The sequence below is a fragment of the Bradyrhizobium sp. AUGA SZCCT0160 genome (assembly GCF_018130105.1).
Taxonomy (GTDB): domain Bacteria; phylum Pseudomonadota; class Alphaproteobacteria; order Rhizobiales; family Xanthobacteraceae; genus Bradyrhizobium.
Window position 1 is genome coordinate 174,162 of the sequence record NZ_JAFCMD010000010.1, and the last position, 21,232, is coordinate 195,393.

The 21,232-nt window shown below is 62.8% G+C and carries 22 protein-coding genes and 1 pseudogene; 12 read left to right on the forward strand and 11 right to left on the reverse strand.

From position 1 onward, the window contains the following. Positions 1 to 199 precede the first annotated feature (199 nt). Positions 200 to 634 (reverse strand): hypothetical protein, encoded by a 435-nt coding sequence (locus JQ558_RS18220; RefSeq protein ID WP_212294454.1) that lies wholly within the window; start codon positions 632 to 634, stop codon positions 200 to 202. Positions 635 to 1,041: 407 nt separating this feature from the next. Between JQ558_RS18220 and JQ558_RS18225 the strand changes: the two genes are divergently transcribed. Further along, entirely contained in the window at positions 1,042 to 1,953 is a 912-nt protein-coding gene (locus JQ558_RS18225; protein WP_212294455.1) for a LysR substrate-binding domain-containing protein, read from the forward strand. Positions 1,954 to 2,244: 291 nt separating this feature from the next. Then, positions 2,245 to 2,577: a cupin domain-containing protein gene (locus JQ558_RS18230; protein ID WP_212294456.1), complete on the forward strand. Its 333-nt coding sequence runs from the start codon at positions 2,245 to 2,247 to the stop codon at positions 2,575 to 2,577. 560 nt (positions 2,578 to 3,137) lie between these two features. Here JQ558_RS18230 and JQ558_RS38350 read toward each other — a convergent pair. From JQ558_RS38350 to JQ558_RS38355, 6 genes and pseudogenes are all read right to left on the reverse strand, one after another. Continuing rightward, positions 3,138 to 3,907: pseudogene (locus tag JQ558_RS38350) on the reverse strand (exodeoxyribonuclease III). 15 nt (positions 3,908 to 3,922) lie between these two features. After that, complete coding sequence (gene alr / locus JQ558_RS18240; protein ID WP_249127704.1) at positions 3,923 to 5,218, reverse strand: alanine racemase; 1,296 nt, start codon at positions 5,216 to 5,218, stop codon at positions 3,923 to 3,925. 177 nt (positions 5,219 to 5,395) lie between these two features. Beyond that, the gene (locus JQ558_RS18245) at positions 5,396 to 6,898 is read right to left on the reverse strand and encodes a replicative DNA helicase (protein ID WP_212207978.1); all 1,503 of its coding nucleotides are present in this window, start codon (positions 6,896 to 6,898) and stop codon (positions 5,396 to 5,398) included. A gap of 313 nt (positions 6,899 to 7,211) precedes the next feature. After that, complete coding sequence (locus tag JQ558_RS37880; protein ID WP_283813416.1) at positions 7,212 to 7,334, reverse strand: hypothetical protein; 123 nt, start codon at positions 7,332 to 7,334, stop codon at positions 7,212 to 7,214. A 372-nt stretch (positions 7,335 to 7,706) separates the two neighbouring features. After that, positions 7,707 to 8,957, reverse strand: coding sequence for a cyclopropane-fatty-acyl-phospholipid synthase family protein (locus JQ558_RS18250; protein ID WP_212294457.1), 1,251 nt, complete (start codon positions 8,955 to 8,957; stop codon positions 7,707 to 7,709). Between the two features lie 363 nt (positions 8,958 to 9,320). Further along, positions 9,321 to 9,815: a hypothetical protein gene (locus JQ558_RS38355; protein ID WP_212294458.1), complete on the reverse strand. Its 495-nt coding sequence runs from the start codon at positions 9,813 to 9,815 to the stop codon at positions 9,321 to 9,323. Positions 9,816 to 9,831: 16 nt separating this feature from the next. On the opposite strand from JQ558_RS38355, the gene JQ558_RS38360 reads away from it, so the two are divergent. The 3 genes from JQ558_RS38360 (at position 9,832) to JQ558_RS18270 (ending at position 11,426) form a co-directional block, all read left to right on the forward strand. Next, positions 9,832 to 10,194 (forward strand): pentapeptide repeat-containing protein, encoded by a 363-nt coding sequence (locus JQ558_RS38360; protein WP_212294459.1) that lies wholly within the window; start codon positions 9,832 to 9,834, stop codon positions 10,192 to 10,194. A 165-nt stretch (positions 10,195 to 10,359) separates the two neighbouring features. Further along, the gene (locus tag JQ558_RS18265) at positions 10,360 to 10,965 is read left to right on the forward strand and encodes a TetR/AcrR family transcriptional regulator (RefSeq protein ID WP_212294460.1); all 606 of its coding nucleotides are present in this window, start codon (positions 10,360 to 10,362) and stop codon (positions 10,963 to 10,965) included. Next, positions 10,962 to 11,426: a PaaI family thioesterase gene (locus tag JQ558_RS18270; RefSeq protein WP_212294461.1), complete on the forward strand. Its 465-nt coding sequence runs from the start codon at positions 10,962 to 10,964 to the stop codon at positions 11,424 to 11,426. Before JQ558_RS18265 ends, JQ558_RS18270 begins: the two co-directional genes overlap by 4 nt. Before the next feature lie 53 nt (positions 11,427 to 11,479). Here the strand turns inward: JQ558_RS18270 and rplI are convergent, their stop codons facing one another. The 4 genes from rplI to rpsF form a co-directional block, all read right to left on the reverse strand. Then, on the reverse strand, positions 11,480 to 12,079 hold the full coding sequence (rplI, locus tag JQ558_RS18275; protein ID WP_212207984.1) for a 50S ribosomal protein L9: 600 nt from the start codon (positions 12,077 to 12,079) through the stop codon (positions 11,480 to 11,482). A 55-nt stretch (positions 12,080 to 12,134) separates the two neighbouring features. After that, positions 12,135 to 13,106 carry a hypothetical protein gene (locus JQ558_RS18280; RefSeq protein ID WP_212207985.1) on the reverse strand — a complete coding sequence of 324 codons (972 nt, stop codon included), beginning with the start codon at positions 13,104 to 13,106 and terminating at the stop codon, positions 12,135 to 12,137. A gap of 123 nt (positions 13,107 to 13,229) precedes the next feature. After that, positions 13,230 to 13,469: a 30S ribosomal protein S18 gene (gene rpsR / locus JQ558_RS18285; protein ID WP_002711478.1), complete on the reverse strand. Its 240-nt coding sequence runs from the start codon at positions 13,467 to 13,469 to the stop codon at positions 13,230 to 13,232. A gap of 5 nt (positions 13,470 to 13,474) precedes the next feature. Further along, positions 13,475 to 13,945, reverse strand: coding sequence for a 30S ribosomal protein S6 (rpsF, locus tag JQ558_RS18290; RefSeq protein ID WP_211994594.1), 471 nt, complete (start codon positions 13,943 to 13,945; stop codon positions 13,475 to 13,477). 329 nt (positions 13,946 to 14,274) lie between these two features. Between rpsF and JQ558_RS18295 the strand changes: the two genes are divergently transcribed. From JQ558_RS18295 to mltG, 7 genes are all read left to right on the forward strand, one after another. After that, positions 14,275 to 15,006, forward strand: a complete 732-nt coding sequence (locus tag JQ558_RS18295) for a TetR/AcrR family transcriptional regulator C-terminal domain-containing protein (protein WP_212207987.1) — start codon at positions 14,275 to 14,277, stop codon at positions 15,004 to 15,006. After that, positions 15,003 to 16,028, forward strand: a complete 1,026-nt coding sequence (locus JQ558_RS18300) for a fatty acid desaturase family protein (protein WP_212294462.1) — start codon at positions 15,003 to 15,005, stop codon at positions 16,026 to 16,028. Before JQ558_RS18295 ends, JQ558_RS18300 begins: the two co-directional genes overlap by 4 nt. A 107-nt stretch (positions 16,029 to 16,135) precedes the next feature. Next, positions 16,136 to 17,089: an ACP S-malonyltransferase gene (fabD, locus tag JQ558_RS18305; RefSeq protein WP_212294463.1), complete on the forward strand. Its 954-nt coding sequence runs from the start codon at positions 16,136 to 16,138 to the stop codon at positions 17,087 to 17,089. A 24-nt stretch (positions 17,090 to 17,113) separates the two neighbouring features. Beyond that, complete coding sequence (gene fabG / locus JQ558_RS18310) at positions 17,114 to 17,851, forward strand: 3-oxoacyl-[acyl-carrier-protein] reductase (RefSeq protein ID WP_212272473.1); 738 nt, start codon at positions 17,114 to 17,116, stop codon at positions 17,849 to 17,851. A 305-nt stretch (positions 17,852 to 18,156) separates the two neighbouring features. Next, positions 18,157 to 18,396, forward strand: a complete 240-nt coding sequence (locus JQ558_RS18315; protein ID WP_006020277.1) for an acyl carrier protein — start codon at positions 18,157 to 18,159, stop codon at positions 18,394 to 18,396. 97 nt (positions 18,397 to 18,493) lie between these two features. Then, positions 18,494 to 19,759, forward strand: a complete 1,266-nt coding sequence (gene fabF / locus JQ558_RS18320) for a beta-ketoacyl-ACP synthase II (protein WP_212294464.1) — start codon at positions 18,494 to 18,496, stop codon at positions 19,757 to 19,759. A gap of 126 nt (positions 19,760 to 19,885) precedes the next feature. Continuing rightward, entirely contained in the window at positions 19,886 to 21,172 is a 1,287-nt protein-coding gene (mltG, locus tag JQ558_RS18325) for an endolytic transglycosylase MltG (RefSeq protein WP_212207992.1), read from the forward strand. Positions 21,173 to 21,232: the final 60 nt, after the last annotated feature.

A 21,232-nucleotide genomic window follows, 5' to 3' on the forward strand; every position in this document is an offset into this window, starting at 1 on the left:
TCGAGACGCAAGTCGTCGATTAGGACTCTTGCATCGTCGATCGTCTCATTCGCACACCTGCTCGTTATCAGGGCTGGTTCTCCAATCCGGATGAGAGTCGGGTCTCGGGGAGTCCTGCGCGCCACCGAGCAGCGCATCGAGAATATGGACGGCAAAAATACCGGCGCTTACTATTGTCAGAAACGCTACCACCATTTTCTCAGAACCTTTTGATCGAGGACGCTAGCCCATACGATGGCGAGCATCCAATTGCGGCTGGCGCTACGCGGCAGCCTGTGGAACGGTTCGTCCACAGCTGTTTTCCTTCGTGTTTGCGCGGAACTGTTCCAGGCACTTCGACCGTCGCGGTACTTCCGGAAACGAGATCTTTTCGCTCGGCATCGTTGAGCGCGATGTGTCGTTTCAGCAGTGAGCGAAGCGCGGATGTGCATTGCACGGCCGAACATCGGCTGCTGAAACCGCTGCAAGGAGGGTCAGCCCGCATCCCGGCAGTCCCGACCGTGCGATTTTGCAATTGGCGGGTTTCGCCGGCGTCCGAACTGCGCCAATGTTGGCGGACTTCGGGCCGGGCCACGAACATCACGAGACACAGCACTTTGCCGGCGAACACGGTGAGGCTCAAAACGTCTTTCATGTCACCTTCCAATCAGTCGGGTTTTAGGCACTAGCGGGCCGCCAGCGGGCCGCCGATTGCGGAAACATCCACGTGGAGACCGTGCGCCAAGCGCCATTACTCGACCTGCGTCGATACGCGACGAAGTCGGCGTCATCGATATGCAGAAGTTCGTGGCGGTAAGATTCGATCCGTTTGGTCATTGAACTCTCCTCGTTGGTGCCTGAGGCCATGCTTGGCACACCCTCATCGAAGGAGATGGACCATGAGGGAACGCTTCAATAGGGGGTGGAATCGGAAGGCATATTTCCGGACAGCGGGAGGTCGGTCACGGGCACGTCTGCTCGCTTCGACGCGGACTGGGTCTTTCGCGATTTGGAGTGAAGTGCCAAAATCCAAATATTTTCCGGATCATGGAAGGAAATCAGATGGATCGCCTAGAAGCTATGTCGACCTTTCTGACCGTGGTCGAGCAGGGCAGCTTGTCCGCCGCGGCGCGGCGATTGAAAACGCCACTCACAACAGTCAGCCGCAACGTATCGGAGCTCGAGTCTTACCTGCGGGCGAAGCTTTTCAACCGATCCAACCGGCAACTGGTACTAACGGACGCAGGTACTTCCTACCTTGCCGCCTGCAAACGCATTCTTGCTGATGTGACCGAAGCTGAGCGTATGGCGTCCGGTGAGTACACGTCACCGACAGGCGAACTGACTGTGACGACCCCATTGGGCCTTGGGCGCGTCATTCTCATGCCGATCATCACGGACTTCCTCAAAACCTATCCGGATATCAAAATTAGAATGATCCCGACCAATCAGAGGCTGAATCTGGCTCAGGAGCAAATCGACGTCGCGGTACGCATCGGCGAGTTGCCGGATTCGAGTTTGGTTGCAGTACGGCTCGGCATGACGCGCCGAGTGTTCTGCGCCAGTCCCGCCTATCTGGCCGCTCGCGGAACGCCTCGCACGCCGGAAGATTTAGCCGGGCATGATTGCATCAATCTTACCGGTTTTACGCTACCCGATATCTGGACAGTCGTCAGAGACAAGACGACCATAGCGGTGCCGGTGAATACGCGGCTGGTCGTCGGCAGCTCTGAAGCGGGTTATGCCGCGGCCCGCGCCGGCCTCGGAATTTCCATCGCCTTTGCTTATCAACTCGCGGCTACGCAAGAGGAAGGAGTCTTGACAACCGTGCTGGATGAATTCCAGCCGCCGGCAGTGCCGATCAATCTCTTGTATGTCGCCGACCGGTTTCTGCCGATCAAAATACGCGCTTTCCTGGACTTTGCAGCGCCGCGGCTGAAGCGAGTCTTCGCGGGCAGGTCGGTATCGGCATGACGCCGCGAGCCCATTGAGGGAGCGGGCCCAAAGGGGACCGGGTCTGCCCTCGTGGGCCCGGCTTCACTCGTGCACGACGGCTCAGCCGTAGACGTTCGGTCTGGGCCTGCCAAACTTCGGAAGGAGCCCTTTCGATTTCAGCGCCTGTTGACGTGGGCTCTTCGCCCTATCTGCCAACCAGTACCCGCCAGAACACGGCGTTACGATGAGGGACATCGACGCTGCTGAATTGCGGGCCCTTCAAAACGCTGCTGCCGAAAGGCTTATTCAGATCGCAAAGGAGGAATGGAAATGCATCACGTTCGTCAAGAGAACCTGCCCCGTGCCGGCAGTACCCATCAATTTGTCGGCGCCGATCAGGGCGACACCGGAGTGTCGGTCTTTCTGTTCCACGGGGAGCCGGGTTCCGGGCCGGGCCCGCATCGGCATCCTTATGACGAGATTCAGTTCATTCGTGAAGGTCGCGGAGTGTGGACCGTCGGTGGCAAGACTTTCGAAGGCCGTGCTGGCGACATCTTTGTCATTAAGGCCGGGGAGATTCACAGTTTCAAAGCGATCGGCGATTCGCCGTTGGTGCAGCTTGACGTACATCTCAGTCCACATTTCATCCAAGAGAACTTATAGCCATTTGCCGCACGCCCGGCTCGCGGGGCTGGAATGCCTTTTTTCCGAAATCACATTGGCAGCTCCTAAAAACAGAGCTCTTTTGCAGCCGGCGTGACGCCCTCATATAGGGACGCTTCGCGCCGAAGCCTGCCGATTTGCCCGTTCAGCAACCCACCACATTTGTCTCTAATCTCAAGACGGCAAAATCGCTTAATATTGTTTTCCATCCTCTTTGACATTCCGTGCTCACGAAATACTCGAATGACAATGACCACGTCTCAGCTGTTGGCACAAAGCTGACATGACCGCAGCGTCGCGAAAGGTCCGTTGTTGAGGGAATAGTGGACATTGCGAGCGATGCGCGGGCGATCGTCGGCCGAGGGCGTTTGCAGAATGGGGGATGATGGCTCTGTGCCGGTGATTTGCCCGACGTGTCAAAAGGCTTTCGCGGCCATGCCGGCGACCGCGGGCTGCTTTGGGACGACCTCGGCGTCATGCTGCGCCGAAAATTCAGCAGCTACTGCAAGAGGTTCCGTTCTTTGCATGGGGTTGTTTTCGCGGTTTTTGTTTCCCGCCGGCTACTTCAGCACGATCCACGCCGGCGCATGATCGCTGGCGCCTTCCTCGCCGCGAATGGCGCGGTCGACGCCGGCTTTCATCAAGCGCGGCGCCAGCACCGGGCTCAGCAGCAGATGATCGAGCCGCAGCCCGGCGTCGCGCGGCCAGCGGTTGCGCTTGTAGTCCCAGAACGTGAACATCTGACTTGACGGGTGCAGGGTGCGGATTGCGTCGGTCCAGCCTTGCGCCGTCAGCGCCTTGAACGCGGCGCGGCTTTTCGGCTGGATCAGCGCGTCCTTGTCCCACGATTTGGTCGGATAGATATCCAGTTCGGTCGGCGCGACATTGTAGTCGCCGGCCAGCACCACGGGATATCCTGCCTGATGAATTTCGCGGCGTGCGAGCGCAACCGTTTGAACCAGTCGAGCTTGTAGTCGAATTTCGGCCCGGGCTGCGGATTGCCGTTCGGCAGATAGAGACTGGTGACGATGATGCCGCTCACGGCCGCTTCGATGTAGCGCGCCTCGTTATCCCCGGGGCCGCCGGGCAGGGCGGTCCGCGTCAGCACCGGCTCGGCGTTGCGCGCCAGGATGGCGACGCCGTTCCAGGTCTTCTGGCCGCGCCACACCGCGCCATAGCCGGCCTTCTCGATCGCAGCAGCCGGAAAATCGGCGTCGGCCGCTTTCAACTCCTGCAACGCCACGACATCGGGTTTTGCCGAACGCAGCCAGCGCAGCAAGTTTGGCAGGCGGCGATTGACGTTGTTGATGTTGAAGGTCGCGATCTTCATGCCTGACAGGAATTGTCAGGTCGGCAGAGGAGGCGGGGCCTGGGCTGGCGCGGCGGCGGTTTCAGCGGTCGCGGGCACTGGTTCGATTGCCGGTGGTGTTGGCGCCGTTACCGACGGCGGCTCGGCCTTTGCGTCGCCGCCCTTGTAAATCCGCGCGTAACGCTTGCCGAGGCTGGTCAGCACTTCATAGCCGATGGTGCCGAAATGATGGGCGAGTTCATCGACCGTGATGCCTTCGCCAATCAGCGTCACCATGTGGCCACGGCGTACGGCGTTCTTTTCCAGATCGGTGACATCGACCGCCATCAGGTCCATCGACACGCGACCTGCGATCGGGCAGCGCTTGCCGGCGACCACCACCTCGGCGCCGCGGCTGCCGTCATTCGAGCTGGCGGCGCGGAAATAGCCGTCGGCATAGCCTGCGGAGACGATCGCGACCCGCGTCGGCCGTCGCGCGGTCCAGGTGCCGCCATAACCGACGGTCTCGCCCTTTTCCAGATTGCGGATCTGCACGATGCGCGCTTTCAATTCGACGACCGGCTGCATCGGATTGTCGGCTTCCGGTGTCGGGTTGATGCCGTAGACGGCGGCACCCGGCCGCACCAGTTCGAACTGGAACTGGGGGCCTAGGAACACGCCGGAAGAATTCGCCAGCGACGCCGGCACACCGGCAAAAAGGCTCGCGATTTCGCGGAAGGTCGTGAGCTGCTTGGCGTTGAGCGGGTTGTTGAGGAGTTCGGCGGAGGCGAGGTGGCTCATCACAAGCGTGATGCCGTGATCGCCGGCATTGATGCGCGGAATGATACCCTGCGCCTCGGTCACGGTCAGGCCGAGCCGGTTCATGCCGGTGTCGATGTGGATGGCCGCCCCCCCGGACCAGCCGGAGCGGCGGCAGAACACGTCCCATTCGGCGAGTTCGTTGAGATCGCCGATCACGGGCTTGCAATCGAGCTTGGCGTAGGCGTCGCCGGTGTTCTGGAAGAAGCCGTCGAGCGTATAAATTGTTGCGGTGGGCAGAGCCGCGCGGAGCACGCGCGCTTCATCGAGGGTTGCGACGAAAAACGTCTTGCAGCCGGCGTTGGCCAGCGCGCGCCCAACCTGTTCGGCGCCGCAGCCATAGGCGTCCGCTTTCACCACGCCGGCGCATTCGGCCGGCACCGCGGTCTTTTCGAGCTTGCGCCAGTTGGCGACGATGGCGTCGAGATCGACGGTCAGCACGCCGGTGGCGCTCGCCAGCGCGGCAGCCTGGTTCGCCTCGGGCGAGAGAAGGGTGCTGGCCGGGATGGATTTGGGGTCGGATGCGATGTTCATGCCGCATTTTACGCGGGCGAACGCCATGGTTCAACCGCGCAGAAGGCGGGACTGGGGCACTGGTCGGTCCTGATTGATCAGAACCGATCGCGCTCCAGATTCTTGTTTTGACGTGTTTTCTTCACGCGAACCCAGCAGCACCCCGGATCAGGTCCGATGCTTCGCTGGAAACCGCGCTTAGGGCCCGCGGTAGGGTAGATTATCCCCTTCGGCGAAATCGCTAAACCGCGTGAACTGCCCTTCGAATTGCAGTTGGACCGTACCCGTCGGGCCGTGGCGCTGCTTGGCGATGATGACCTCGGCCTTGCCGTGCGCAAGCTCCATGTCGAGCTTCCATTTCTCGTGCTCGGGTGTGCCGATTTTGGGTTCTTTGTTCTGCAAATAGTATTCTTCGCGGTACACGAAAATCACGACGTCGGCGTCCTGTTCGATCGAACCGGATTCGCGCAAGTCGGCCAGTTGCGGGTGCTTGTCGTCGCGGCTTTCGACCTGGCGCGAGAGCTGCGACAGCGCGATCACGGGGATATTGAGCTCCTTGGCGAGCGCCTTCAGGCTGGTGGTGATTTCCGTGACTTCCTGGACGCGGTTGTCATTGCCTTTCTTGCCGGAGCCCTGCAGCAGCTGGATGTAGTCGACCACGATGATGTCGAGGCCCTTCTGCCGCTTCAGCCGCCGCGCGCGCGCCGTCAATTGCGAGATCGAAAGGCCGCCCGTTTCGTCGACGAACAGCGGCAAGTGCTCGAGCTTGATGGTGTAGTCGCGGATCCTGTCGAATTCGTCCTGTTTGATCCCGCCGCGGCGGATCATGCTGGACGCAATGCCGGTTTGTTCGGCCAGAATACGGGTGGCGAGCTGTTCGGCGGACATTTCGCAGGAGAAGAAGCCGACAACTCCGCCATTGACCGCCTTCATGGTGCCGTCGGCCTGGACTTCCGGCTGGTACGCCTCGGCAATGTTATAGGCGATGTTGGTCGCAAGCGCGGTCTTGCCCATGCCGGGACGTCCGGCGACGATGATCAAGTCCGACCGCTGCAGGCCGCCCATCTTGGAGTCGAGATCGCGGAGGCCAGTTGAAATGCCGGACAATTTTCCGTCGCGCTGATAGGCGTTGGCCGCCATATCGAGCGCGGTCTTCATCGCCTGCGCGAAACGCTGGAAGCCGCCGTCGTAACGGCCGGACTCCGCCAGCTCGTAGAGCTGGCGTTCGGCGTCCTCGATCTGCGCGCGCGGGGCAAAATCCACCGGCGCGTCGAACGCGACGTTGACCATGTCCTCGCCGATCCGAATCAGATCGCGGCGCAGAGACATGTCATAGATCGTTCGGCCGTAGTCCTGCGCGTTGATGATGGTGGTGGCCTCGGCCGCGACACGGGCGAGGTATTGCCCAACCGTCATGCCGCCAATGTCGGTCTCGGCAGGCAGGAAGGTTTTCAAGGTTACGGGCGTCGCAACCTTTCCCATCCGGATCAGGCTGCTGGCGGTCTCGTAAATCGCCTGATGGATCGGTTCGAAGAAATGCTTCGGCTCAAGGAAGTCCGAAACCCGGTAGAACGCGTCGTTGTTCACCAGGATCGCGCCCAGCAGACTCTGTTCGGCTTCGATATTGTGCGGCGCACTCCGATAGGCCGGAGTTCCCGCGTCGGGGGCGAGTTTCAGAATGTTCGAATCAGTCAGCGCCATGCTCGGAATTGTTCTTCGGATTTGGGTCGGTATTTGGGATGCCGGATTGGGGTGGCGATAAAGCGCTCCCCTCGTGCCGAGCGGAAGTACCTACATGCCTTATGCCCGATTCACACAAGCGAGATGTGAATCCCCGTCGGTCGTAGCGGCATTGCACTTGACGGATTTTGGCCAAAGCCGTGCGACGGCCGCTCGGTACCGCCGCATTCACGAAAATGTTTGGAAAGCTGTTAGGGTCGCCTGAACCTTGTCGCCAGTTGGACAGACCTAACCAGGCTGCGGAGGTCATCCGGGCCGCGATTTTAGCGATTGATCAAGCCAGGATGAGAAAGATCAACGCGATCAGCGCCGAGCCTATGCCGGTCGCGATCAAGGCGTAATCGACGATGAGATCGGCGCGAGGGACGAGCGAGGTTGAGTAGGTTTTCTGGGCCATTCAGTAGTTTTACGGCAACCGGCCGGCGAACTCTGTGAACCAGATCACATCCGCGGGACTTTCTGGCCGGCATCCTGGTCGAGGAATTCGGGAACGGGTTTTAGGCTTTCGGGTTGGTTAAGACACGGGATCAAGGACAAGACGATGGGTCAACAGCTCGGTACATGGCGATCAGGAGGCGACCAGCGCGCTTGGTTGTCGATGCTGATCGACACCATGGAACTTGTCTCGCGCCCGGAATCGCGTGCTGTGCCCTGCGATATCGACGTATTGGACGCTTTGCGTGCGCAACTCGCGCGCCCGGCAACTGCCGGAATAGCCTACGGCTCGGGCTACAGCCTCCGAAACTAAGACATTCAGCTCAAAATCGGCCTACTCGCCCGCGATTTGCAGCCGCGGCTGCTTTCCCGTTTCGATCCCGCGCAGCCGCGCCTCTTCACGCGCGATGTAGTCGCGCGTCATCGGGACGATGCCCTGGCGCTTGGTGAGCTGGATCTGGAAATTCATCAGGTTCTGCTTGCGGAACGACATCTCCGACGCGGCCAGGTAGAATTCCCACATTCGGGCGAAGCGTTCGTCGTAAAGCCGTACAGCCTCTTCGCGCCGCGCCATGAAGCGCTCGCGCCAGGCTTTCAGCGTCTCCGCATAGTGCAGCCGAAGGATTTCGATATCACAGACCAGAAGCCCGGCGCTCTCGATCGCCGGCATCACTTCGGACATCGCGGGGATGTAGCCGCCCGGGAAAATATACTTGGTGATCCAGGGGCTGGTCACGTCGGGGCCGGTCGAGCGGCCGATCGAGTGCAGCACGATGATCCCGTCGTCGCTGAGTAACTCGGCGCATCGCTTGAAGAAGGTTTCATAAAACCCGACGCCGACATGCTCGAACATCCCGACCGACACGATCCGGTCGAAAGGACCGGGAATGTCGCGGTAGTCGCTGAGCAGGAATTTCGCCTGATGGCCCAGCTTTTTCTCCCCGGCGCGGGCGTTCGCGACCTGCAATTGCTCGGTCGAGAGCGTGATGCCGGTAACATCGGCGCCGGTCATCTCGGCCAGATAGAGCCCAAGGCCGCCCCAGCCCGCGCCGATGTCGAGCACGCGGTCGCCGCGCCCGATTCGGAGCTTGGCGGCGAGGTGGCGCTTCTTGGCCAACTGGGCATCATCCAGCATGGCATCCGGCGTCTCGAAGTAGGCGCAGCTATATTGTTTGTCGGCGTCCAGGAAGAGCGAGTAGAGCCGCCCGTCGAGATCATAATGATGCGCGACATTGTTTCGTGACCTGCCGCGCCAGTTGAGCTGACTGATGTGCCGGGCGAGATAGCGCATCCACCATTGCAGCCGTGCCCATTGCGGCACCATGGCCGGCTGATCGAGCAGGATCGCTAGCGCGTCTGCGATCGAGCCATTTTCGACCACGAACGTGCCGTCCATATAGGCTTCGCCCAGCGCCAGTTCGGGATTGAGGAGGATCCGCCGTTCGGTGCGCCGGCTCAGAAACCGGGCCGATACCGGCCGCCCGGTGCCGTCGCCGCAGGTAAATGTGGTCCCGCTCGCGGCCGTGAATGTCATCGTGCCGCGGCGGATGAACTGTCCCAGGAAATAACGCAACAAACGATCCATCAAAGCACCAATGGAACGACCGGCCCGTTACAACCGACGCACGGCGGGAACAAAGGTTCCAATGTGCGTCAATCAGATCATAGTTGTGATCAGCCCGACGCGCTAGGGCCTTGGAGTCAAAGCGGATATTCCCAAATGTGGAGATCACGCAGTTGCGTCACAAGTGAGCTTCCATTCGTAGGATAATCGGCTAAAAGGTGGACCGCCGCCGGCGGTGTTGTGCGACGCTGGAAGCGATTCCAATTGGAGAAGCAGGGAATGTTGAGCCGAGCGCTCAGTCTGGCGACGGTGACGCTTCTGGTCGGCTGTCTCACGGCGGGGGCTGAAAACCTGGACTCCGGCAAGACCCCTTCCCAGCTCTTCTCAGGCACCTGCGCCGCCTGCCACAAGAGCCCTCGCGGCCTGTTGAAGAACGTGTCGCCGTCGTCGCTGCCCGGCTTCCTGCGCCAGCACTACACCACCAGCGGCGAGATGGCCGGGGTGCTCGCTTCGTTCCTGATATCGAATGGCGCGGCCGACGCGCGCTTTCAGAGTAAGGATCAGCCGAAGACCGATGCGGCAAAGGGCGCCAAGCAAGAGGCTGCCCGGCCGGATCAGCCCGGCCGTCGGCAACATCCCGCCGCGACGCAAGAGGCGTCCCGGCCCGACGCCGATGGCCTCACGCCGCAAGGCCCCGGACGCGACGGCAAGCGACGGCCGGGCCAGCAGCCGCCCGATGCCGCAAGGCCTGCCGATGGCCAGACGCCGCAGGCCGCGACCGACAGCAAAACGGGCGCCAAGCAGAAGCTCGGCAAGCGTGGCAAACCTGCCGAAGAGCCGCCGAAACCGGACGAGGCGGCCAAGGAAGAAGCCAAGCACGAAACCGCCAAGGTGGATGCCGGCGAAAAGCCTGAAGCCGCCAAGCCGGTGGGCGAGGGCATCTCTGACCCGAGCAAGTCTGAAACGGGCAAACCTGAAACAGGCAAATCTGAAGCAGAAGCAAGCAAGTCTGAAGCGAGCAAGCCTGAAGCAGCCAAGTCCGAGACCGCCAAGGTCGATGCGTCCAGGGAAACCGGCGGCAGCGAATCAACGCCGCTGCGGCCTGATCCAGTCCCGCCGGTCACGCCCGCGCCAGCGGCCGCCGCACCGACCCCGAGCGGTACATCAGAACCAGCCGCGATCCCGAAAGAGCCAGCCGCGATCCCAAGCCCATCGGCGCCTGCCGCAGCAACTGCGCCGGCCACTCCGTCCGAAGTGACGGCATCTGCGCCGCCGCCTCCACCGCCGATTGCGCCGGCCGGGCCGCCCGCACCACCCATTTCTCAATAGTCTACCGACCCAATTTTCCTCGCTGATCTTGCTCGATCTATTCTAGAGTGATACTCTAGAGTATTGGTCTACTCGGAATGCGGGGGTTGGCGTAGTGACCACGGCGCGCGAGGATCTGCTGGCGGCGGGATTGGCGGTGTTCGACCGCGACGGCTTTGAGGGCGCAACCGTGGCCGCCATTCGAACCCGTGCGCGCGCGTCCAACGGCAGTTTCTTCCATTTCTTCGGATCGAAGAAGGAACTGGCCGGCACGCTGTTCTTGGAAATCCTCGGCCGCTATCACGCCGCGGTACTCGCTGGAATCGACGAATCCTGCGGTGCCAGGCAAGGCGTGGCGCGGCTGATTCATGCGCATCTTGACTGGGTCGTGAACAACCGGCGCGAGGCGCGTTATCTGTTCGAGATTTCGCGCAGCGAATGGACCGAAGAAATCCGTGGTGCGCAGCGCGCGCAGAATTCGCGTCTCGCCGAGGCCGTCGAGCGCTGGCGCGCGCCGCTGATCGCGCGCGGCGAATTGCTGCCGATGACGGCGACCTTGTTCTTCAGTCAGATCATCGGTCCTGCGCAGATATTCTGTCGCGCCTGGTTGTCGGGCCGCGACCACGCCGATCCCAGGGACCACGCCGACACTCTGATCGCCTGCGCCACCCGTGCGGTGGTCGCCATTGATGCCGGCCACAGGACAGGAGAGACCCCATGATCGCCAATACCGATCCGGAGTTCGCGCCGATCGCCACACGCATCCGCGATAATGTCGGCCGCCAGGGTTTTATGACCCATGTCGGCGCCGAACTGTCCGAACTGACGCGCGGTTCCTGCACGCTCGAGGTCGACCGGCGGCCCGAGCTGTTGCAGCAGCACGGCCTGTTTCATGGCGGCGTCACCGCCTTTCTGGTCGACAATGCGACCACCATCGCGGCTGCAACCTCACGCGGCCAGGCGGCGCTCACAGCGGAGTATAAATTGAATCTGTTGTCGCCGGCGGTGGGCGAGCGGCTGATCTGCCGGGCGCGGGTGATCAAGCCCGGACGTCAGGTCGCGGTGGTCGCGGCCGATGTCTATTGCCTCACCCACGGCGTCGAAAAGCACACCGCAACGGCGCTGGCCTCGATCGCGATGCTCGACGAGAAAGCGGCGGCACGAATCCCAAGCCCGGCCTGATCGGCCGGGCTTGGTTCTCACATAAACAGACGCGCGATAAAGAAAGCCGCGCGTTACTTCTCGGTCGCGGCCGGGGCCGGCGCCTCGTCGTCGTGCTGGGCTTCCGGATCGAAGAACTCGCCGGCGGCGGCCAGCGCCTCGGCGGCGGCGTCCTGATCTTCCTGACGGCTCGAGATGTCCTCGCCGCGGTTGATGCGCTCGGCTTCATCGGCGCTGCGTGCAACCGTGACGCTGACGCTGACTTCGACTTCGGGGTGCACGGCAATGGCGATCGAGTGCTTGCCGATGGTCTTGATCGGCGCGTCCAGCATGACCTGGCTGCGGCTGATGATGACGCCGTCGGCCTCGAAGGAGGCGATGATGTCGCGCACGCTGACCGAACCGAACAACTGGCCGGTTTCGGAGGCCTGGCGCAGCACGACCACGTTGCGGTCGTTGATCTTCTCCGCGACCTTGGTGGCTTCGCCCTTGGCCTTGAGGTTGTTGGCCTCGAGTTCGGCTTTCATGCCGTCGAACTTGGCGCGATTGTCCGACGTGGCGCGCAGCGCCTTGCCGCGCTTGAGCAGAAAGTTGCGGGCAAATCCGTCCCTGACTTTGACGACTTCGCCCATCTGACCAAGCTTGGCGACGCGTTCCAGCAAAATGACTTCCATATTCGTTCTCCTTTTGAAGTGGTGATGATCCGGTTTGAGTGGATGGGTGGAATGGTTAGGCTGCAGGCACCGGCGGCGGTCTGCCGCGCATGAAGCGTTGGCGAAATCCGAATACCGCGTCGGCGAGGCCAAGCACGACCAACGCCAGTACCGGCCAGCCGAACACCACGACGACGGCATAGGCGCAGGACAGCCAGAACGCGCGGCCATTCAGCGCCAGTGTCAGCGTGTGCAGCACGGCAAAGCCGATGATGGCGTAAGCCATCAACAAGGCGGTGGCCGTGATCTGCGCGAACAACGCTAGGAGTCCGCCGACGAAACAGAACGCCAGTGCGACCGACAGCGCGACCAGCGTCATTGGCGGCAACTCCGCGCTCTTCAGGTCCGGCCACGGCCGGTGCAGGCGGCCGGAGGTCGCGGTGATCTTGCCGGCGAGCCAGAGATTGAGCGTCAGCGTCATCATGGCAACGATGGCGGCTGCCGGCGGCGCGATGATTGCGAGCGCACTAACCCACCGCTCGGTGTCACCTGATGGCGCGGCATTGCGGGGCGTCAGAATTCGCATCAGGCCGCGTTTCAGTGACGCCGTGATCGCCTCGGCGTCGCTGCCGAGCGTCAGCATGGCGGTGATCGTGGTCAGCATCGCAAAGCCTGCAATCCACAGCAGGATGCGGCCGACCGGATACCATTCCATCGCAGGCGCGGCAGGCGGGGCGTCATTGCCGGCTTCCTCGGCGGGCAGCGGCCGTCCGAGCAGCGCGAGATGGCCGAGCCACCAGGCGGGCAGGGCGACGGTGATGACAAAGGCGATGCAATAGGGCAGGCCGAACATCAGACCGAGGCCCGAGGCCGCGGCGATGCCGCCGATCGTGGCCGCAAGCGGTCCCCATCCAAGCGCTGCTACCATCAGCGGCAGCGGGGCCAGATAGAACAACAGCAATGAGATCAGCGCGCCCGAGATGATCGAGGCGAACATCAGCGCCGACGCAGAGCCGGCCGCAAGCGCAATGAGTATGATCACGATCATCAGCTGTCCCGCTCCTTTCGAGCGGTTAGAGGTCTTTGGACCCCAACCATCGGCGACCGGACGACCCGGAAGCCTTATGAAAAGTCGCGATCGGCGGCACAGATGCCGCCGATCGAAATCGTCTTAGCGAATAACGTAAGGCAGCAAGCCGAGGAACCGCGAGCGCTTGATGGCGCGGGCGAGTTCACGCTGCTTCTTGGCGGAGACGGCCGTGATGCGGCTCGGCACGATCTTGCCGCGCTCGGAAACGTAACGCATCAGCAGCTTGGAATCCTTGTAGTCGATCTTCGGCGCATTCGGACCCGTGAACGGGCAGGTCTTGCGGCGGCGGAAAAACGGACGGCGTGCACCAGCTTCAGCCATGATTCTTACTCCTCTACCGCTGCGTCTTCATCGCGCGGACGGCGCGGCCCGCGGTCGCCCCGGAAGCCACCGCCTTCGCGATCGCCACGGAAGCCGCCTTCGCGGTCACCACGGAAACCACCACCACCACGATCGTCGCGCTCGCGGTCACGATCAGCCTTGCGCATCATGGCCGACGGACCTTCCTCGTGCTCTTCGACGCGGACGGTGAGATAGCGGATGACGTCTTCGCTGATCCGCTCCTGCCGCTCGATCTCGGTGACCGCAGCAGAGGGCGCATCGATGTTCATCAGCACGAAATGTGCTTTGCGATTCTTGTTCATGCGATAGGTGAGGGAGCGCACGCCCCAGTTCTCGGTCTTGGTGATCTTGCCGCCGAGCCCTTCGACGATGCCCGTCATCTGGGTGGTCAGCTCTTCGACCTGCTGGGTGCTCGCATCCTGACGCGCGAGAAAAACATGCTCATAAAGAGGCATGGGGGTCCTTTCCTGTGTTGGCGCAGTTCCCGGCGGCAAGCCCTTCGAGACCTTCGGAAAGGACTCGATAATGCTCAGAAGGCGGAAGCACGGGACGACGGGCCAACTAGCCCTGCCACATCAACATCGCCGAAAGGTGAGATTGTTGAGACCGTCCGTTCAGCTCCCGGCCGGGATCCACGGATGCGCGGTTTATAGAGATTTTGAGCCCGCTGGCAAGCGTTGATGCGGGGATTTGGCCGGGTTGATGCCCTGGCCGACCGCCGCCTCCAAGGGCCTCATTGACATATTTGTTTGTATATCATACAAATAACGGACAAGAGGGCAAAATGGCTCCCAAAATGGTTTCCGATCCCGTCGAAACCGCTCAGGCATTGGCCGGCGATCCCAAGCACGCCGTCCGCGCCACGCGTTCGGCCGGACGCCAGATGCGTTCCCGCCTGCTGGACGGCGCCAGCCGCCTGTTCAAGGAACGGGGCCTGTCAGGCACCTCGATCTCGGACATTGCCGCCGCTGCCGACGCGTTTCCAAGCCAGATCACCTACTACTTCCGCACCAAGGAAGCGCTGTTCGTCGAGGCCGCCTGCCGCGACATGCTCTATGTCGCCCGTGCGGCCGAGCAGGCGGCGCTGTCGGCGCACACGCCGCGCGACTACACGCGCGCGCTGGTCGAGAGCGTGACGTCAACGGATTCGGTCGCCTTCTTTGCCGAGGCGCTGACGCTGACGCGCCGCCGCCAGGATCTCGCGCCATTGGTCGAGCGCACCATCGAACGGCTGCACGGCGAGGGGCTGCGGGCCTATTCGAACCAGATCGAACGGCACGGCTGGAGCACGCTGCGCGATCCCGACGCGACCTCGCGGCGATTCTGGGCGGTCGCGATCGGCGTGATGGTCGAGGGCTATGCCATGGGCCGTTCGGCCGACGAATTATCCGCCGAGATGCTGCGCGTGCTGGGCGAGCAGGCGACCACGAAATCGGCCGGCGACGGCGGCCGCCTGCGCCTCGTCGGCAATCCCACATCAGCTTCAGATTCACCCGAAGGGGAGACACCGTCATGACAGCGCTTCGCATGCGTGCCCGTGATTTCCTAAGCGAAGATGAATTGATCGCCGTGCGCCGGCGCTCGACATGGAAAGGCGTCGCCCTGATCGCGCATGCCTGGGCATTGATCATCGGCTCGATCGCGCTGGTGGCCTGGTGGCCCAATCCGCTGACCTTTCTGCTGGCGGTCGGCATCATCGGCTCGCGCCAGCTCGGGCTTGCGATCCTGATGCATGACGGCGCGCATGGCTGTCTGTCGGCCGACGAGAAAGCCAATCTGACCCTGAGCCAGTGGTTCTGCGCCTATCCGGTCTTTGCCGAGACCCGCGCCTATCGCCGCTATCATCTGCAGCATCATGCGCGCACCCAGCAGGAGGATGATCCCGACCTCATTCTGTCGGCGCCGTTTCCGATTACGAAGATGAGCTATCGCCGCAAATTCCTGCGCGATATCACCGGGCAGACCGGCTATCAGCAGCGCAAGGCGCAACTGCTCAACGCGTTGGGTCCAAAGGAATGGGCGCTGGCGCAGCGCGCTGCGCACTTTTGGGAGAAACTAGGCCCGCAATGCGCGGTCAATGCGGCGATGTTCGCAGGGCTCGCCGTCGCCGGCGTGTGGTGGGCCTATCCGCTGTTATGGCTCCTGCCGCTCTTGACCTGGCAGATGGTGATCACCCGCATCCGCAATATCGCCGAGCATGCCGTGGTGCCCGACAGCAGCGATCCCTTGCGCAACACCCGCACCACCCATGCAGGTTTCCTCGAGCGGCTGTTCATCGCGCCCTATTACGTGAACTATCACCTTGAGCATCATCTGCTGTTCTACGTGCCCTGCTACAACCTGCCGCGCGTCCACCGCATTCTCAGCCAAAGCCGGCATGCCGATCGCATGGAGGTGCAGCCGAACTATACTGCGGTGCTGCGCCTTGCGACCGCGAAGCCGAACCAGCAGGATCGCCCGGGCCAGCTGGTGAGCAGCGCACGCCGCGCGCGGGCCGGAGCCGAGGTCGGCGGCGATCAGAAGGCCGGCGGCTTCTAGCCCAAAGCGTACGAAAGGCCGTTGAAGGGCCTTGCGATTCCGCAACGCGGCTTGACATCCCGGGCTCGGTCAGTGTCTTACGGCCCCATCTTGATGAGGGAGTGCCGATGACGGCTGCATTTACATTTCCGGGGCAGGGTTCCCAAGCGGTCGGCATGGGCAAGGCCCTGGCGGAAGCCTTTCCGGCCGCGCGGGCGGTATTCGACGAGGTCGATGCGGCGCTTGGCGAAAAGCTGACCGCGATCATCTGGGAGGGGCCTGCCGAAACCCTTCAGCTCACCGAAAATGCCCAGCCGGCGCTGATGGCGGTCTCGATCGCGACCTTGCGGGTGCTGGAGAGCGAGGCCGGATTCTCGGTCGGGCGGGACGCTGCCTTCGTGGCCGGTCACTCGCTCGGCGAATATTCGGCGCTGGCCACGGCCGGCAGCCTCAGTATCAGCGATACCGCGCGTCTGCTCCGCACCCGCGGCCTTGCGATGCAAAAGGCCGTGCCGGTCGGCGTCGGCGCCATGGCGGCATTGCTCGGCCTCGATTATGAGGCGGCGGTGGCTGTAGCGGCTGAAGCTGCGCAAGGTCAGGTCTGCCAGGCCGCCAATGACAATGGCGGCGGGCAGGTGGTGGTCTCCGGCGACAAGGCCGCGGTCGAACGCGCGCTTGAAATCGCAAAGACAAAGGGCGCCAAGCGCGCGATGCTGCTGCCGGTGTCCGCGCCGTTCCATTGCACGCTGATGCAGCCCGCGGCCGACGCCATGGCGAAGGCGCTGGCCGATGTGACGATCAAGGCGCCGGTTTCGCCGCTGGTGTCGAACGTGCTGGCCGCGCCGATCACCGATCCCGACGAGATCAGGCGCCGCCTGATCGAGCAGGTCACCGGCACCGTGCGGTGGCGCGAGTCGGTCGCCTACATGGCGGGTCACGGTGTCACGCGGTTTTTCGAGATCGGCGCCGGCAAGGTGCTGAGCGGGCTGGTCAAGCGCATCGCCGACGGTGCCGTTGGCGTATCCGTCGGCGGGCCCGGCGACATTGCCGCCGCCAAGGATGCATTGGCGGCTTCGAAGTAAGCTTGCCGAACCAAGGAGATTTCGATGTTCGATTTGACGGGCAGAACGGCGCTGGTGACCGGCGCGACCGGCGGTATTGGCAACGCCATCGCGCAGGCACTGCATGCGCAGGGCGCGACGGTGGCGATCTCGGGCACGCGCCGCGAAGTGCTGGATGCCTTCGCCGCCAAGCTCGGCGAGCGCGTCCACGTGCTGCCGTGCAATCTTTCCGACAGCGCGGAAGTCGAGGCCCTGGTGCCCGCGGCGGAAGCGGCGATGGGGCAGGTCGATATCCTCATCGCCAATGCCGGCATCACCCGCGACAACCTGTTCGTGCAATTGCGCGACGAGGATTGGGACGACGTCATCAACGTCAACCTGACGGCGACCTTCCGCCTGGCGCGCGCCGCGACCAAATTGATGATGCGCAAGCGCTTCGGCCGCATCATTGCCATCACCTCGATCGTCGGTGTGACCGGTAATCCCGGACAGGCCAATTACACCGCGTCGAAGGCGGGAATCATCGGCCTGATCAAGACGCTGGGCGGCGAATACGCCAAGCGCAACGTGACCGCCAATTGCATCGCGCCCGGTTTCATCAAGACGCCGATGACGGATGCGCTCAACGACAAGCAGCGCGAGACCATCCTGTCGAAGGTTCCTGCAGCACGGCTGGGAACGCCCGAGGACATCGCCGCGGCGGCGGTTTATCTCAGTTCGAACGAGGCGGCTTACGTCACCGGGCAAACCATCCACGTCAACGGCGGAATGGCCATGATTTGAGCCGCTTAACGGCCCGATCGATGCGGCCAAGGGCCGTTTCGGGCGGCCGGCCGAGGGCTTGTAGTCAACGGTAGGGAAGTATGATAACCGAACCACCGACGGATGGGCAAACAAGGCCATTGCAGGATTTTGAAACCCTGTATATTGGCGTGGCGACGCCTGCCGTTCGCCGGGCCTTTATCGGCTACCACCGTGCCGAATCAAGACTATGCGCGATTGCGAAGGAAGTTTAACGACCACGATGGCTCGTATCGTCTTGCGGTATCTTGGGGTCGGGTCCAATGGAACAAGCACGAGGTTGAACGATGAGTGAGATTGGCGAGCGGGTTAAGAAGATTGTGGTCGAGCACCTCGGTGTTGAACCCGAGAAGGTGGTCGATGCGGCAAGTTTCATCGATGACCTTGGCGCTGACAGCCTCGACACCGTCGAGCTTGTGATGGCATTTGAAGAAGAGTTCGGTTGCGAGATTCCTGATGACGCCGCGGAGACGATCTTGACCGTCGGCGACGCGACAAAATTTCTCGAAAAGAACGCGAAAAGCTGACGCCCCCGCGCGGTGCGCATAGAGCCGGACGGGCCGTTGTCGAACGGTCCCCCGGTTTCTTGTTATGGACCGCCAGTTTCGGGCCGGAGTTTTTGATATGAGGCGGGTTGTCGTCACGGGGCTGGGCATGGTTACGCCACTCGGCTGCGGCGTTGACGCAACGTGGACGCGTATCCTCGCCGGCCGGAGCGGCGCCAGGCGAATCGAGACCTTCGAGGTTGCCGATCTCTCCAGCCAGATCGCCTGCGTGATTCCACGCGGCGACGGCAGCGGCGGCACCTTCAATCCGGACCAGTGGATGGAGCCAAAGGACCAGCGCAAGGTCGATGATTTCATCATCTTTGCGATGGCCGCCGCGCGCCAGGCGCTCGACGACGCCGGTTGGCATCCCGAGAGCGAAGAAGACAAATGCGCGACCGGCACCCTGATCGGGTCCGGAATCGGCGGCCTGTCCGGCATCGCCGATACCGCGCTGCTGCTCAAGGAGCGCGGCCCGCGCAAGGTCTCGCCGTTCTTCATTCCAGGGCGGCTGATCAATCTCGCTTCCGGCTACGTCTCGATCGAGCACGGCCTCAAGGGACCCAACCATTCCGTCGTCACCGCGTGTTCGACCGGTGCGCACGCGATCGGCGACGCCAGCCGCCTGATCGCGCTCGGCGATGCCGAGGTGATGGTGGCGGGCGGAACCGAATCGCCGATCTGCCGGCTGGCGATGGCGGGCTTCTGCGCGGCGCGTGCGCTGTCGACCGCCTTCAATGACACGCCGGAACGGGCTTCGCGTCCCTACGACAAGGATCGCGACGGCTTCGTGATGGGCGAGGGCGCCGGCATCGTGGTGCTCGAGGAATATGAGCACGCCAAAAAGCGCGGCGCGAAAATCTACGCCGAGGTGATCGGCTACGGCCTGTCCGGTGACGCCTATCACATCACCTCGCCGGCGCCGGACGGCGATGGTGCCTTCCGCAGCATGAGTGCGGCGTTGAAGCGCGCTGGGATCAGCGCTTCCGATATCGACTACATCAACGCGCACGGCACCTCGACGCAGATCGGCGACGAGATCGAACTCGGTGCGGTGGAGCGGTTGCTCGGCAATGCAACGTCCAAGGTGTCGATGTCGTCGACCAAGTCGTCGACCGGGCATCTGCTCGGCGCGGCCGGCGCGATCGAGGCGATTTTCAGCATCCTTGCGATTCGCGACAACGTCGCCCCGCCCACCATCAATCTGGAAAATCCGTCGGTGGAGACGGCGATCGATCTCGTGCCTCAAGCGGCGCGCCAACGCGAGATCAACGTCGCGCTGTCGAATTCTTTCGGTTTCGGAGGTACCAACGCCTCCGTCATCGTTCGGCGCGTAGTTAGTTAGCAAGTGTTTAGAGCGACTCCACCGTTTTGCCGTATTCGGCGATGACTCCTAGACGTGGGCGTATGCTATTGGCCGGGCAGGGGTTTGTCAGGCCACGATTGAACCGGCAGGATTCAGGTTGCATCGATGAGTGAAAGGCCGCCCATTTCCCCCCGGAGCCCGCGCGCTGCGCTGGAGCCCGAGCAGGTACCGCCGCCGCCGAAGCGGTCCGAGCGTGCCCGCAATCCGTTTGTCGTGATCGGCAATGCCATCATCACCATTCTGATCATTTTGATGATCGGCGCGGGGACCGCGTATTATTACGGCCGCCAGCTTTTGGAGACGCCGGGTCCGCTGCTGGAAGACAAGATCGTCAACATTCCGGCGCGCGCCGGCAAAAGGGACATCGCCGACGCGCTCCAGCGCGAGGGCGTGATCAACGTCAATCCGTGGCTGTTCATCGGCAGCGTGTTTGCGCTGAAGGCGAGTTCCGATCTCAAGCCCGGCGAATATTCGTTCCAGAAGCGCGCCAGCCTGCGCGATGTCATCGCCACCATCGTCGAAGGCAAGGTGGTGCAGCACAGCGTCACCATTCCCGAAGGCCTGACTTCCGAGCAGATCGTGGCGCGCCTCACCGACAACGATCTGTTCTCGGGCTCGCTGAAGGAAATGCCGCGCGAGGGCACACTGCTGCCGGAAACCTATAAATTCCCGCGCGGCACCAGCCGCGACCAGGTGGTCCAGCGCATGCAGCAGACGCAGAAGCGGATGCTTGCGGAAATCTGGGAACGCCGCAATCCGGACATTCCGGTCAAGTCGCCGGAGGCATTGATCACGCTTGCCTCGATCGTCGAGAAGGAAACCGGCCGCGCCGACGAGCGCAGCCGGGTCGCCGCCGTCTTCACCAACCGGCTGCGACAGAAGATGAAGCTGCAGTCCGATCCGACCATCATCTACGGGCTGGTGGGCGGCAAGGGTACGCTCGGCCGGCCGATCAAACGCTCCGAGATCACCCAGCCGTCGCCCTACAACACCTATGTGATCGAGGGCTTGCCGCCGGGCCCGATCGCCAATCCCGGCCGCGCCTCGCTCGAGGCGGTCGCCAACCCGGCGCGGACCCGCGACCTGTTCTTCGTCGCCGATGGCAGCGGCGGACACACCTTTACCGAGACCTACGACCAGCACCAGAAGAACGTCGCCAAGCTGCGGGTGCTGGAAAAGCAGATCCAGAACGACACCGTCGAACCGGCCGAAGAGGCCGCACCGCCTGCGGCGGCTGGTGCGCCGGCGGCCGACACCAACCCGACGGCGACGACACCGAAGCCCACGGGAACGAAGCGGCAGCCCGCACGTCCGGCGGCGCCTGCGGCCGCCCCCGGCGCCCGCCAGGGCGCGGCGCAATCGCCCACCACGGCGCCGGTGGTTCAGCGCTAACGCAATTCCATCAGGCGTGAATTCGTTTTAAGCTCGCGCCGCACCCCGAGTCTCGCATCT

Bases quoted from the DNA above. Each gene is read 5' to 3' on its own strand.
- JQ558_RS18220 (WP_212294454.1), bottom strand. From the start codon at position 634: ATGAAAGACGTTTTGAGCCTCACCGTGTTCGCCGGCAAAGTGCTGTGT.
- JQ558_RS18225 (WP_212294455.1), top strand. From the start codon at position 1,042: ATGGATCGCCTAGAAGCTATGTCGACCTTTCTGACCGTGGTCGAGCAG.
- JQ558_RS18230 (WP_212294456.1), top strand. From the start codon at position 2,245: ATGCATCACGTTCGTCAAGAGAACCTGCCCCGTGCCGGCAGTACCCAT.
- alr (WP_249127704.1), bottom strand. From the start codon at position 5,218: ATGAACATCGCATCCGACCCCAAATCCATCCCGGCCAGCACCCTTCTC.
- JQ558_RS18245 (WP_212207978.1), bottom strand. From the start codon at position 6,898: ATGGCGCTGACTGATTCGAACATTCTGAAACTCGCCCCCGACGCGGGA.
- JQ558_RS37880 (WP_283813416.1), bottom strand. From the start codon at position 7,334: ATGGCCCAGAAAACCTACTCAACCTCGCTCGTCCCTCGCGCCGATCTC.
- JQ558_RS18250 (WP_212294457.1), bottom strand. From the start codon at position 8,957: ATGGATCGTTTGTTGCGTTATTTCCTGGGACAGTTCATCCGCCGCGGC.
- JQ558_RS38360 (WP_212294459.1), top strand. From the start codon at position 9,832: ATGCCGGCGAAAAGCCTGAAGCCGCCAAGCCGGTGGGCGAGGGCATCT.
- JQ558_RS18270 (WP_212294461.1), top strand. From the start codon at position 10,962: ATGATCGCCAATACCGATCCGGAGTTCGCGCCGATCGCCACACGCATC.
- rplI (WP_212207984.1), bottom strand. From the start codon at position 12,079: ATGGAAGTCATTTTGCTGGAACGCGTCGCCAAGCTTGGTCAGATGGGC.
- JQ558_RS18280 (WP_212207985.1), bottom strand. From the start codon at position 13,106: ATGATCGTGATCATACTCATTGCGCTTGCGGCCGGCTCTGCGTCGGCG.
- rpsR (WP_002711478.1), bottom strand. From the start codon at position 13,469: ATGGCTGAAGCTGGTGCACGCCGTCCGTTTTTCCGCCGCCGCAAGACC.
- rpsF (WP_211994594.1), bottom strand. From the start codon at position 13,945: ATGCCTCTTTATGAGCATGTTTTTCTCGCGCGTCAGGATGCGAGCACC.
- JQ558_RS18295 (WP_212207987.1), top strand. From the start codon at position 14,275: ATGGCTCCCAAAATGGTTTCCGATCCCGTCGAAACCGCTCAGGCATTG.
- JQ558_RS18300 (WP_212294462.1), top strand. From the start codon at position 15,003: ATGACAGCGCTTCGCATGCGTGCCCGTGATTTCCTAAGCGAAGATGAA.
- fabD (WP_212294463.1), top strand. From the start codon at position 16,136: ATGACGGCTGCATTTACATTTCCGGGGCAGGGTTCCCAAGCGGTCGGC.
- fabG (WP_212272473.1), top strand. From the start codon at position 17,114: ATGTTCGATTTGACGGGCAGAACGGCGCTGGTGACCGGCGCGACCGGC.
- JQ558_RS18315 (WP_006020277.1), top strand. From the start codon at position 18,157: ATGAGTGAGATTGGCGAGCGGGTTAAGAAGATTGTGGTCGAGCACCTC.
- fabF (WP_212294464.1), top strand. From the start codon at position 18,494: ATGAGGCGGGTTGTCGTCACGGGGCTGGGCATGGTTACGCCACTCGGC.
- mltG (WP_212207992.1), top strand. From the start codon at position 19,886: ATGAGTGAAAGGCCGCCCATTTCCCCCCGGAGCCCGCGCGCTGCGCTG.